Annotated in this window: 11 protein-coding genes; 5 read left to right on the top strand and 6 right to left on the bottom strand. The window is 70.4% G+C overall.

Annotated elements, in window-relative coordinates; genetic code table 11:
* Positions 1 to 29: 29 nt before the first annotated feature.
* The gene (locus tag ACIOTO_RS06140) at positions 30 to 2,285 is read left to right on the top strand and encodes an FAD-dependent oxidoreductase (RefSeq protein ID WP_400857052.1); all 2,256 of its coding nucleotides are present in this window, start codon (positions 30 to 32) and stop codon (positions 2,283 to 2,285) included.
* Between the two features lie 11 nt (positions 2,286 to 2,296).
* A complete protein-coding gene (locus ACIOTO_RS06135) occupies positions 2,297 to 3,409 on the top strand; it encodes a substrate-binding domain-containing protein (protein ID WP_051662348.1) in 1,113 nt (370 codons plus the stop codon).
* 13 nt (positions 3,410 to 3,422) lie between these two features.
* Here the strand turns inward: ACIOTO_RS06135 and ACIOTO_RS06130 are convergent, their stop codons facing one another.
* From ACIOTO_RS06130 to ACIOTO_RS06105, 6 genes are all read right to left on the bottom strand, one after another.
* Positions 3,423 to 4,271 carry an SMP-30/gluconolactonase/LRE family protein gene (locus tag ACIOTO_RS06130; RefSeq protein ID WP_400857050.1) on the bottom strand — a complete coding sequence of 283 codons (849 nt, stop codon included), beginning with the start codon at positions 4,269 to 4,271 and terminating at the stop codon, positions 3,423 to 3,425.
* The gene (locus ACIOTO_RS06125; protein ID WP_400857049.1) at positions 4,268 to 5,029 is read right to left on the bottom strand and encodes a spermidine synthase; all 762 of its coding nucleotides are present in this window, start codon (positions 5,027 to 5,029) and stop codon (positions 4,268 to 4,270) included. The genes ACIOTO_RS06130 and ACIOTO_RS06125 overlap by 4 nt, the downstream gene beginning before the upstream one ends.
* Positions 5,026 to 5,967 (bottom strand): hypothetical protein, encoded by a 942-nt coding sequence (locus ACIOTO_RS06120; protein ID WP_400857048.1) that lies wholly within the window; start codon positions 5,965 to 5,967, stop codon positions 5,026 to 5,028. The genes ACIOTO_RS06125 and ACIOTO_RS06120 overlap by 4 nt, the downstream gene beginning before the upstream one ends.
* Positions 5,968 to 6,034: 67 nt before the next feature.
* Entirely contained in the window at positions 6,035 to 7,273 is a 1,239-nt protein-coding gene (manD, locus tag ACIOTO_RS06115) for a D-mannonate dehydratase ManD (RefSeq protein ID WP_400857046.1), read from the bottom strand.
* A complete protein-coding gene (locus ACIOTO_RS06110; RefSeq protein ID WP_400857045.1) occupies positions 7,270 to 8,454 on the bottom strand; it encodes an N-acetylglucosamine-6-phosphate deacetylase in 1,185 nt (394 codons plus the stop codon). Before ACIOTO_RS06110 ends, manD begins: the two co-directional genes overlap by 4 nt.
* Complete coding sequence (locus ACIOTO_RS06105; protein WP_400857044.1) at positions 8,451 to 9,233, bottom strand: 6-phosphogluconolactonase; 783 nt, start codon at positions 9,231 to 9,233, stop codon at positions 8,451 to 8,453. The genes ACIOTO_RS06110 and ACIOTO_RS06105 overlap by 4 nt, the downstream gene beginning before the upstream one ends.
* Before the next feature lie 138 nt (positions 9,234 to 9,371).
* Here ACIOTO_RS06105 and ACIOTO_RS06100 point away from each other — a divergent pair, with 138 nt between their 5' ends.
* From ACIOTO_RS06100 to ACIOTO_RS06090, 3 genes are all read left to right on the top strand, one after another.
* Positions 9,372 to 10,388, top strand: coding sequence for a LacI family DNA-binding transcriptional regulator (locus ACIOTO_RS06100; protein ID WP_400857043.1), 1,017 nt, complete (start codon positions 9,372 to 9,374; stop codon positions 10,386 to 10,388).
* Between the two features lie 33 nt (positions 10,389 to 10,421).
* Positions 10,422 to 11,423, top strand: coding sequence for a Gfo/Idh/MocA family protein (locus ACIOTO_RS06095; protein ID WP_400857042.1), 1,002 nt, complete (start codon positions 10,422 to 10,424; stop codon positions 11,421 to 11,423).
* Between the two features lie 81 nt (positions 11,424 to 11,504).
* Entirely contained in the window at positions 11,505 to 12,536 is a 1,032-nt protein-coding gene (locus tag ACIOTO_RS06090; RefSeq protein WP_400857041.1) for a Gfo/Idh/MocA family protein, read from the top strand.
* Positions 12,537 to 12,538: the final 2 nt, after the last annotated feature.

Raw genomic sequence — 12,538 nt, 5'->3', positions numbered from 1 at the left:
GGGGAACCGGGAAGAACGGAAGAGGGATCATGAGCAATCGGACGAGGCACGATGTCGACGTCGCCGTCATCGGCGGTGGGCTCGCCGGTGTCGCGGCAGCGATCGCTGCGGCGCGCAACGGAGCGACCGTGGCGCTGGTGCAGGATCGTCCGGTGCTCGGAGGGAACTCGAGCAGCGAGGTGCGGGTCTGGGTCTGCGGTGCGACGGCGACGGGGCATCATCGCTTCGCGCGCGAGACGGGGATCATCGGTGAGCTCTATGTCGAGAACGAGTACCGCAATCCGCTCGGCAACCCGTACTACTGGGACCTCGTCGTGCTCGATGCCGTGAAGGCGGAGCCGCGCATCACCCTGCTGCTGAACACACACATCACCGAGGTGCAGATGCACGGAGACCGGATCTCGTCGGTGGGCGGGATCGTGCTGGGATCGGAGGGCGAGGTCACTGTGGCCGCGCACACCTTCGTGGATGCCACCGGCGACGGATCCGTGGCGGCCCGGGCCGGTGCTCGGACGCGACTCGGCCGGGAGGCGAGTGCAGCTTTCGGTGAGGATCTGGCACCGGAGGAAGAGGACGAGCTCACGCTGGGCAGCACGCTGCTGTTCTACACCCGCAAGGAGTCCGAACCGGTGCCGTTCGTGCCGCCGGCGTTCGCGATAGACCTCGCAGCCACGACGATCCCGGAGAGCCGGGTGCTTCGCACGGGTGACAACGGAGCCGACTACTGGTGGATCGAATGGGGCGGCGAGCTGGACATCGTCGCCGACAACGAGCGGATCAGGGACGAGCTGTGGGCGGTCATCTACGGCATCTGGGATCACATCAAGAACTCCGGACGCTTCCCGGATGCCGAGAACCTCACTCTCGAGTGGGTCGGGTCGGTTCCGGGCAAGCGGGAGTATCGCCGGATCATCGGTGCGCACACCATGACGCAGGAGGATGTCGTCTCGGCGACGCGCAAGGCGGACGCCATCGGATTCGGCGGGTGGTCGATCGACCTCCACCCCTCGAAGGGCGTGTACGAGCCTCGGTCCGCCGCTCAGCAGATCTACCCGAGCGGCACCTACGACATCCCCTTCGGCATCCTGCGCTCCATCGATGTCGGCAATCTGCTGATGGCCGGCCGCAACGTGAGCGCGACGCACATCGCCTTCGGGTCGCTGCGCGTGATGGCGACGTGCGCGGTGATGGGTGAGGCCGCTGGAACCGCAGCGGCTCTGTGTGCCGCGTCGAACTGGACTCCGGAGGAGCTTCACGACGCGCACATCCGAACCCTGCAGCGCCAGTTGGTGCGACAAGATGCCGCGCTCATCGGCGTGCAGGACGACGACCCCGCCAATCTCGCTCTGCAGGCGGCGGTGACGGCGACGTCGGAACTCCGGTGGGATCAGCTCGACGATCCGAGTTCCTCGCTCCCTCTCACCGACGACACCGCCTTCCTGATTCCGCGAGGGCAGTCGGGGCCGGTGCAGGTGCACCTCTCGTGCGAGGAGGCCGCCACCGTCTCGTGGGCGGTGTTCGAGACTCCCGACGGTCGCACCTATTTCCCGGAGGTGCCGCTCGACTCCGGGAGCATCGAGCTTCCCGCCGGGCACGCCGGGTGGGTGGCGTTGACGGATGAGCTCCCGGTCGGCGAGGGTCCGGAGGCGTCGACGGTCATCGTCCTCGAAGCGACTCCGGGCGTGCGGTGGGGGAGCAGCGGTCAGTACCTGTTCGGCGCGGTCTCGATGACGCGTCGCGGCACCGACCACGTCGACGAGATCGACGCCCATCTCGTCGCCGATCGACCGGACGACGTGGTGCGGTGGGGGATCAAGAAGCTGTCGCGTGTTCGGCTTGCCATGCGATGCGAGGGTGCCGTCGTGGGCCTGGAAGCGGCCAACGTCGTCGGGGGATACGGGCGCCCGTACGGCGGGCCGCGGATGTGGTCGTCGCGTCCGCGACGAGATCTGGTCGCGGGGGACCCGGAGATCCTCACGCTCGAGTGGGAGCGCGAGGTCCAGGCGTCGGAGGTACGCGTCGTGTTCAACGACGATGTCAATGCCTACGTGAACAATCTCCACTATGTCCGGAGTGAGCACCGGATACCGCCCGAGATCGTCGCCGACTTCGATCTCGAAGCATTCGTGGATGGGCACTGGCGTACCCTCGGCACGGTGCGGGACAATCGTCGACGTCACCGAACCGTGGCGTTCGAACCCGTCGCGACGGCGCGGATCCGGCTCGTCTGCCACCGCACGAACGGCTCCGACCTGGTCCAGGTGGGCCAGGTGCGGGTGTACTGATCGGAAGAGCAATGACAGCAGTGCATCCCACCCCGTCCGGCCTCACGCCTCGTGCGCTCAAGTTCGAAGCGCTCGCGCAGGAGCTTCGTAGAGGGATCGCGGCCGGCAGTTGGCCGCTGGGCAGCCTTCTGCCGACCGAGAAGCAGCTCGTCGAGTCCACGGGCTACTCGCTCAGCACCGTGCGGCGGGCTGTCGACGTCCTGGTCGACGAAGGGCTGATCCTTCGCCGCCAAGGGTCCGGCATGTACGTGTCGAGTGCCTCCAGGCAGCGAACCGAACAGCGCACGATCGGCGTGCTGATCCCCGACACCCGGCTCTACTTCCCGACCGTCCTGCAGGGTATCGAGGCGGGTCTCTCGGGCTCGGGAACCTCCATCGCTCTCGCGACCTCCCAGTACGACTCGCGCGTCGAGCAGGAAGCGATCGCCCGGTTCGTCGAGTCCGGCGTCGATGGTCTGCTGATCACGCCCATCATCTCGGACGATGCCGATCCCGGCGCCCTGCTCCGCCGGCTGGAGAGCATTCCGATACCGGTGGTGATGCTGGAGAGACGTATCCGGAGCCTGGGCTATTTCGATCCGACCGAGTACGTCTGCTCGAATCATGAGGCCGGGGCGTTCGAGGGGGTCTCGCACCTGCACCGACTCGGCCACCGCCGGATCGCGCTGGCGTTGCGAGCTGATTCCGCTCCGTCGTCCGGAGTCCGCCGCGGGTATGAGGCATCCGTCCCGCACCTGGAGGGCATGGTGAGCACGATCGTCTCGAGGACGAGCGCGGAGTGGTTGCAGACCCACGCGGACGATGTGCTCCAGGAGATGGTCGATGGTGGTTGCACCGCGGCCCTCGTCTTCGGTGATCGCGAGGCCACGCTCCTCGAGGTCGCTGCGCAGCGTCGGGGACTGCGTGTGCCCGAGGATCTCGCCATCGTCTCCTATGACGACGAAGTGGCCGACGTCGCCCCGGTGCCACTGACAGCCGTGTCGCCGGCCAAGCACCGCATCGGGCGGATGGCCGCGGCGCTCCTGCTCACGCGGATCACCGAGGGAGATCAGTCGCCGGTACAGCAGATCTCGATCGTGCCGAGGCTGACGATCCGCGATTCCTGCGGCGCCCGATCCCGCTAGGCCCGAGCCCCGCTCAGCCGGCGAACAGCGTGACCGGCAGACCGCGCACGCCCGGCTGCACGGCGAACACCGAGCCCGCCTCGGTGCCGTGGTCGTCGGGGAGGCCCTGCGCTGACGTCGTGATGTAGAGCGTGCCGAGGTCGTCGCCGCCGAACGTGCACGCCGACACCTGTGGCACGGGGAGCTCGATCGTCTGCACGAGCGCTCCGGTCGCGTCGTAGCCGTGCACGGCGCTGCCGCCCCAGAGCGCGACCCAGACGCTGCCGTCGGCCGCGACCGTCAACCCGTCCGGCGATCCCTGTTCCTCGGGGATCGAGACGAATGCCCGCCGTCCGCGCAGCTCGCCCTCGGCCACGTCGAACACGTCGATGCGGTGGGTGGCGGTGTCGACGTAGTAGGCGCGGCGCCCGTCGGGCGAGAAGCCGATGCCGTTCGAGATCGTCGCCCGAGGCAGCACGGTCGAGACCGTGAGCTCCGCGTCGAGTCGCAGCACGAATCCGCTGTCCGGTGCGGCGTCGTAGGCCATGGAACCTGCGAGCAGGCGGCCGCGAGGATCGCAGCATCCGTCGTTCATGCGCACGTGCGGATCCTCGTGCAGGGTCGCCACGGCGCGGGTCTCGCCGTCGACGTCATCCGCGAGGTAGAGCGTGCGGGCGCCGACCGCCACCAGGCCGCCGTTGGTGCGCGGTCGCGCGAACGCCAGGTACTCGTCGTCGATGTGCTGGCGGGTCACACCGTCGGTGCCCAGCGTCAGCAGATCGCCGGCCTCCCCGTCGACCCACCGCAGTCCACCCCAGCCCGGCCACCACACGGGACCTTCGGCGTGACGGGCGACGGGACCGGTGACGTTCTCCGGGGTCATGCTTCTTCTCTCGGCTGGGTGCGCTCGGCGGCGTCGAGCGACACGGAGCCCGCTCCACGACTGCGCGCGACGTACACGGTGTTCGACGAGACCCCGTCGGTCACGGGATTGTCGAAATCGACGACGTGGGCGAAGGCGTCATCGAACACGGCGCGCAGTTCGACCATGAACTCGTCGTCGGGCGGGTCATCCGACCACAGGGCGAAGACCCCGCCCGCGGCGAGATGACGGTCGAGCGCACGCAGACCGGCCGCGTCGTAGAGGTCGGCGTGCGTCGGGTCCAACTGGTGGCGGGGAGAGTGGTCGACGTCCAGAAGGATCGCCGAATACCCGCGGTGCCCCTCAGCGGGGGCCGACCGCATGACGGCGAAGAAGTCGTCCTCGACCAGACTCGTGCGCGCGTCCTCGACGAGTTCCGCCGACGCGGGCAGGAGCTTGCGCTCGTGCCAGCCGATCACGGCGCCCAGTCGATCGATCACCGTGAGCGATGCCACCCGCGCATCGCGCAGCGCCGCGACGGCGGTGTAGCCGAGCCCGAGCCCGCCGACCAGGACCGAGAGGTCGTCGCCGACCACCGCGGCGAGGCCCAGGTTCGCGAGCTCTTCCTCTGCCACCGTGAACAGGCTCGACATCAGGTACTCGTCGCCGAGCTTGACCTCGTAGATCTCCTGCCCGACCGCCGGCTCCGTGCGCCTGCGCAGCATGAGGTCGCCGATCGGCGTCGTCTGCCAGTCGAGCTCTTCGAACCGAGTGATCACCGCGGCATGCCTCCGTCGTCGTCGCCCGGCAGGGGCAGGGTGCGGGCGGGGCCTGCGGGGGTGTTCGCGTCTCGGGGTTTCTCGTCGCGGAGGGGGAGCCTCATCCGCTCGGGCTCCTCGGCGGTCGCGTCGGCGGCACCGGGGGCCTGACCAGCGGATGGCTGATCAGCGGATGTCGTGGGTGCCGCAGGCGGCGCGGCCGGGGCGGAGATCTCCTTCGCCACCTGCTTCTCGAGCACCGTGACGGCGTCGTCGGAGAGCAGGATGAGGCCGTCGAGCTCTTCGCGCACGCGCTTGTACGCGACGTTGCGCTCTGCCTGCGTGGCCGACTCGTCGACCGCGACCTTGAGCAGCTGCTGAGCCCGCTCCAGGCGCTTGCGCTCCGGCGCGGTGAACGTCGAGTCGCGCAGACGCCGGGCATCCTTCTCGGCGATCTCGAATGCGACCGCGTAGTCGCCCACGGCCTGCAGATACTCGGTGATCTGCTGCTCCGACACCTTCGCCTCGGCGGATGCCGGACGCAGCGCATCGGCCGTCTTCTTGGCGCGCAGGAACGCGGCGGTCAGCGGTTGACGGCCGTCGCTCATGGCGGGGAAGGCGATGAGCTTCGCGACGTCGAGTTCGTAGTCGAGCCAGCGTGCGGTGATCTCGTCGTGCTCGGCGAACAGTCGCGCGACCAGGTCGTTCGGGACGACGGATGCCGTGGTGTCGACCACCGAAGGGCCGCGGCGCTTGGCCTGCTGGGTGAGCGCGCGCGCCTCGATCTCGGCGGTCTTCAGCTGCGCCTTCATGCGAAGCGTCTCCAGGCGGCGCTCGTGCCGGCGCTTGGAACCCTGCTCCCACGCCTTCGCGGCACCGCCGGCCATCCCCATGATGGGGAAGATGAGCCACCAGTAGTTGCCCGCGAAGTTCCAGAAGCCCTGGATGAACTCGTCCATGATGCGTTCAGCCTACTGCGCGGGGTGGTCGCGCCCGGGGTCGCTCACGGGCGCGACCACCCCGCGTTCACCAGTCGTGGACGGTGCCGTCGAGGAGGCGGTTGTAGGGGAGGTAGGCCTGCTCGTAGGGGTACTTGCCCGCTTCGTCGACGTCGAGCTCGACGCCGAGGCCGGGCTTGTTCCCGGGGTGCAGGTATCCGTCGGTCCAGGTGAACGACTGCTGGAAGACCTGGTCGGTGCGGGCGCCGTGCTGCATGTACTCCTGGATGCCGAAGTTGTGGATCGACAGTCCCAGGTGCATCGCGGCGGCCATGCCGACCGGAGAGATGTCGGTCGGCCCGTGCATGCCCGACTTGATCTGGTACATCGCCGCGTAGTCGAGCGTCTTCTTCAGTGCGGTGATGCCGCCCATGTGGGTGACGGCTCCGCGGACGTAGTCGATGAGCTGGTCGCGGATGATGTCCTTGAAGTCCCACACCGTGTTGAAGATCTCCCCGATCGCGAGCGGGGTGGTGGTGTGCTGGCGCACGAGGCGCAGTGCTTCCTGGTTCTCGGCCGGGGTGCAGTCCTCGAGCCAGAACAGGTCGTACGGTTCGAGGTCCTTGCCGAGACGGGCGGCCTGGATGGGCGTCATCCGGTGGTGCCCGTCGTGCAGGAGGGGGATGTCGGGGCCGAACTCGTTCCGTACCGCCTCGAACACGCCGGGGAGGTGGTTGAGGTAGGCGCGGGTGTCCCAGTCCTCCTCGACCGGCTTCGCGCCGCGGCGGGCGGGCTCGTGGTCGTACCGGGCTTCGCCGCCCCCGGCGTCGGCCGATTGCGACGCGATCCCGTAGATCGCCTTCAACGTGGGCACCCCGGTCTGCACGCGGATGGCCTTGTATCCCTGTTCCTGGTGCGCGCGGATCGAGTCGAACAGCTCCGGCAGTTCCTTGCCCGACGCGTGCCCGTACGCCATCAGGCCGTTCCGCGACGCTCCCCCGAGCAGCTGGTAGACGGGGAGGCCGGCGACCTTGCCCTTGATGTCCCACAGTGCCATGTCCACTGCGGCGATCGCGGCCATCGTCACCGGGCCCCGCCGCCAATAGGCGCTGCGGTACAGGAACTGCCAGGTGTCCTCGATGCGCGACTCGTCGGCCCCGATCAACAACGGCACGACATGCTCGGTCAGATACGCGACGACGGCGAGCTCGCGGCCGTTCAACGTCGCATCCCCCAGACCCGTCACGCCGTCGGCGGTCGTGATCTTCAGCGTCACGAAGTTGCGATCCGGACTCGTGACGATCACGTCAGCCCTGTCGATGGTCATCGGTTTCCTCCTGCGGTCGTGCGGGCGTCGGCGGACTCGGTGGCGGGTTCGCCGGCGATCAGGACCTCGCGTGGCGTGATCGCGCGCTCGCCGGGCGCCCAGTCGAACAGCAGCACGTCGGCGCGGGCGCCGACCGTCCAGTGCGGGCCGTCGCCGAGGACGGCTGCGGGTGCGGAGGTCGCGAGCCGCAGCGCCGCCGCCAGCGAGCCGGTGAGGCGGGCGACGGTGGCGACACCGACGTCGAGGGTCTGCACAGATCCCGCGAGGAACCCGGTCGACACGTGCCGCAGCGCTCCGTCGTCGGCGAGGTGCACGCCACCGCCGACGGTCGAGACGCCGTCCTCCCGCAGTGCTGTCGGTGTGGCGACGGCGTCGCTCACGAGGAAGATGCCGTGGTCGCGCTTGGCGGCGATCATGGTGGCGAGCGTGGCATCGGGCAGGTGGTGGCCGTCGGCGATGACACCGGCGGCGAGCCGGCGTTCGGCGAGCTGCGTCCACAGGTAGTTCGGATGCCGGGGGAGCACCGCGTGCGCGCCGTTGCCGAGGTGTGTGGAGAGCGTGGCGCCGGCGTCGACGACCGCGGCGATCTCGGCATCCGTCGCGTGGGTGTGTCCGACCGCGACCCGCACGCCGTGCGCGACGAGGAAGCGCGTGGCCTCCACCGACCCCGGATGGTGCGGAGACAGGGTCACGACCCGGAGCAGGCCGGGAGCGGCGTCGAGCCAGGTCTGCAGCTCGGCGATGGCCGGGGGGCGGATGTGCGCGAGCGGATGCACGCCGCGGGGGCCGTCCTGCTCCGACAGGCTGGGACCCTCGACGTGGATGCCGGCGACCGCGCGCGAGGTCGCGGTCGAGGTGCGCACGGCCTCGTCGATCGCACGGATGCGGGCGAGCATCTCGGCGGGCGAGGCGGTGATGACGGTCGGCAGGAATCGCGTGACGCCGTGTGCGGCGAGAGACTGTGCCATCGCCGTGATGTGGGCCGGCGAGGGCTCTGCCGCATTCGCGTCGCCGTCGAGGTGGCCGTTGACCTGGAGGTCGATCAGCCCGGGGCCGATCCAGGGGGCGCCGTCACCGGGGTCGGCGGTCGGGGTGAGCGCGCTGATCCGGCCGTGCTCGACGACGACCTCCAGCCCGCCCGTGCCGAGGGCGTCGCGACCGTGCAGGGTGCGCGCGGTCATCGCGCCGCCGGGGCCGCCACGGCCGGTGCGGGATGCAGCAGCGATGCCGCGTCGCGGTCGACGTGCACCTCGCAGCGCGAATGCCGCCGCAGCACGGTGCACGGCCAGTGCGAGCTGATCGGCTCTTCGACCAGGGCCCGCACGGCCTCGGCCTTGCGGGCATCGGGCACGGCGCACACGAGGTGGACGCCGTTCATCAGCGCCGGGATGGTCAGCGTCAGTGCGTGGGTGGGCACGGCCTCGAGCGTATCGAAGCAGTCGTCATCGACCTGCTGCACGCGGCTGGCGAGGTCGAGCTGCACCACGCGCACGGGGCACGGGTCGCCGAGATCGGCGTCGGGCGGATCGTTGAACGCGATGTGGCCGTTCACGCCGATGCCGAGGCACACCAGGTCGATGGGCCCTTCGGCGAGCAGGGCGGCGTACTCCTCGGTCGCCGCCTCCGCGCCGAGCTCGGTGCGCATGGGGTGGAACGCGGCGGGCTGCACCGCATCGACGAGGTGGGTGCGCAGCCAGTTGCCGAAGCGCTGGGGGGCCGCGGGGTCGAGATCGAGGTATTCGTCCATGTGCAGGATCGTGATGCGGTCCCACGGCACGTCGGGCTCGGCGGTGAGGGCTCGGTACACGTCGAGCTGGCTGGGGGCGGCGGCGGCGATCATCCGAGCGGTGCCGCGAGCTGCCACGGCTTCGCGCAGCGTGCGCGCCGCCGATCGCGCGGCGGCAGCGCCCATCGCGGCGCGGTCGGGGTGGGCATGCAGGGCGAACGTCGTCGTGCTCATGATCCGCAAGATTAATGCAACCGCTTGCAAAGTCAAGCCCCCGAATGGGATCCGTTCCGCGTTCTCGCCGCCCCCGGGAGGAGATTCCCGAGGGTTCGCACGCGCGCAGCCACGGTGCACGGGCTTAGTGTGTGTGACGTGACAGGCAACAGGAAGACGGCATCGACGTCGGTGACGATCGGCGACATCGCCCGCGTGGCCGGCGTCTCGCGGTCGACGGTTTCCCGCGCGTTCAGCCGCCCCGAGCTGCTGAACCCCGAGACGGTGCGACGCGTCAAGGCGGCGGCCGACGAGCTCGGCTACGTCATGAACCACGCCGCGCGCGCGCTCTCCACCGGTCGCTTCGGCAACGTCGCCGTGGTCGTGCCCGACATCGCCAACCCGTTCTTCCCGCCGCTCGTGCGGCGCGTGCAGACGCTGGCCGACGCCGCCGGCTACGCGGTGTTCCTCGGCGACTCCGACGAGATCGCCGACCGCGAGGCCAACCTCACCTCGCGCCTCAGCGCCCAGGTCGAGGGCTTCGTCCTGGCCTCCCCGCGCCTCGACGAGGACCGCATCCGCGAGCTCGACGCCTCACGCCCCGTGGTGCTCGTGAACCGCGACATCGAGGGCCTGGCGCGGGTGCTGATCGATCCGAGCGGTGGGCTCGACGAGGCCGTCGCGCACCTGCATCGCCTGGGCCACGCCCGCGTGGTGTACCTGTCGGGGCCGCGCGAGTCGTGGTCGGACCAGCAGCGCCGGGCCGCTCTCGCCCGGGCCGCCGAGCGCGCGGGACTCGAGGTCATCGTGCAGGAGTTGGGGCGCCCGAGCTCGGCCGGCGGACGCGACGCGGTCGGCGGCATCCTCGCCTCCGAGGCGACCGCTGTGATCGCCTTCGACGACGTGGTCGCCCAGGGCGTGATGGCGGGGCTCGCGCTGCGCGGCATCGACGTCCCCCGCGACATCAGCGTGATCGGATGCGACGACACTCTCGCCTCCGGCACGCATCCGGCCCTCACCACGATCTCGGCCGCGTCGGCGGCGGCGGGTGATGCGGCAGCTGAGCTGCTGCTCGGCGTGCTCGCCAGCGGGGAGCGCTCGGATGCCCGCGTGACGATCGCCACGCACCTCGTCGTCCGGGCCACCACGGAGGCTGCGCACACGATCGGCGGTTGACCATGCAACCGGTCGCATGATTTACTGTCGCCCATGCCTCGGATCGCGATCATCGGTGCCGCCCATCCGCACGTGGACTACGTGCTCGACGAGCTGACCCGCGCCGACCGCGCCGCGTTCGAGCTCGTCGGTGTGCAGGACTCCGACCCTGCTGTCGCAGAGCACCACGCCGCCCGTTTCGGCGTGCCCGCCTTCGACCGCGCCGAGGATCTGCTCGCCGAGGGCGTCGACGTCGCCGTGATCGCCGGTGTCTACGGAGCGCGTGGCGCCGATGCCGTCGCCGCACTCCGTGCCGGTGCCCACGTGCTGGCCGACAAGCCGCTGTGCACCTCGCTCGCCGAGCTCGACGAGATCGAGGCCGTGGCCGCCGAGGTCGATCGCACCGTGAACCTGCTGCTCGAGAAGCGCGGTTACCCCGAGACCCTCGCCGCACTCGATGTGGTGCGCGCCGGAGAGCTGGGCGACATCGTCGGCGTCACCTCATCGGGCCCGCACAAGCTCAACCGCGCCCAGCGGCCGGACTGGTTCTTCGACCCGGCGCAGTACGGCGGCATCCTGACCGACCTGTCGGTGCACGACCTCGACGCCGCGCTCCTGTTCGCGCCGGCCGACGAGGGCGTGATCCGGGGAGCCGTCTCGGCCCCGCTCGACGGCGCCGAGGGATTCGCGCGCTACGGCTCGGCCACCCTCACGACACCGAACACCGTCGTCTCCGCCGAGGTGAGCTGGCTCACCCCGCAGGCCTCCGACGTGCACGGCGACTACCGGCTGCGCCTGGTCGGGACCCGCGGGACCGCGGAGATCTTCTGGGCCCGCGGCCGAGTCGAGGTCGCCACCCACGATCGGCCGACCCGCGCGCTCGATCTGCCGCCGGGACGGCGTCCGGCCGAAGAGGCACTCGACGCCTTCGCCGACGGGCGCACCCCCGAGGTCGGAACCCGGTATTCGCTCGCCGCGACCCGACTCGCCCTCCTCGCCCAGACCTCCGCCGAACAGGGCGGCACCGCGCTGGCCTGGTCGCGCCCGGCTGACTGAGCCCGCCGACGGAGCTCGCCGACTTGGGCTCGCCGACTTGAGCCGACACCTCTGGCATCCACCCCCACGACAGGAGACATCATGACCGAACCGCTGCGCATCGCGATCGTCGGCGCCGGGGTGATCGGTGCCGTCCACGCCCGTCTCGTCGCGGCTCTCGGCGACGCCGGCGTGCTCGCCGCGATCGTCGACGTCGACGAGGCGCGCGGGCGTGCGCTCGCCGAGCAGTACGGCGTGCCGTTCCACGCGTCGGCCGCCGAGGCCTATCGCGCCGAGAGTGTCGACCTCGCCGCGATCTGCCTGCCCAGCGCCTTCCACGCCGACGCGGTGGTCGCCGCCCTCGACGCGGGGGTGGACGTGATCGTCGAGAAGCCGATCGACGTCACACTCGAATCCGCCGATCGGGTGCGGGCCGCCGAGCGCGCCTCCGGACGCACGGTCTCCGTCATCAGTCAGCGCCGCTTCCAGCCGGTGGCCTCCTTCATCCGCCGCTCCATCGACGAGGGCGCGCTCGGGCGCGTGACCTCGGGCGTCGTGGAGTCGGCGTTCTTCCGCCCGCAGGAGTACTACGAGTCCGGAGACTGGCGCGGCACCGCGGCGATCGACGGCGGCGGTGCACTCATGAACCAGGGGATCCACGCACTGGACCTGCTCCTGTGGATGCTCGGCACCCCGGTGTCGGTGAGTGCGAAGACCGGCCGTCTCGCGCACGAGGGCATCGAGGTGGAGGATGTCGCGGGCGCCACGATCGAGTTCGAGAGCGGCGCCATCGGGCTGCTGCTCGCCAGCACCGCGGCGTACCCGGGGCTGCCGGTGCGCCTCGCCGTGCACGGCTCGCAGGGCACCGCGGTGATGGAGAACGACGGGCTCGCCTTCTTCGCCTCGGCCACCGCGCCGCAGCCCGATGCCGACTCGCTCGTCGAGCACGATGTGCCGGAGGGGTGGAGCGACGTCGACATGGCGCATCGCCGGCAGTACCTCGACGTCGTGCGGGCGATCCGCAGCGGCGGTCGCCCTGCCATCACCACCGACGACGGCCGCCGGGCGCTGCAGGTGGTGCTCGCCGTGTACGAGTCCGCCCGCACCGGTCGTCCCGTCGACCTCCACGAGTGAAA

The sequence above is a fragment of the Microbacterium sp. NPDC087592 genome (assembly GCF_044743585.1).
In the GTDB taxonomy this organism is placed as follows: Bacteria; Actinomycetota; Actinomycetes; order Actinomycetales; family Microbacteriaceae; genus Microbacterium.
The sequence above is the reverse complement of the archived record's forward strand: the minus strand, read 5'-3'. Positions and strand labels throughout refer to the sequence as shown.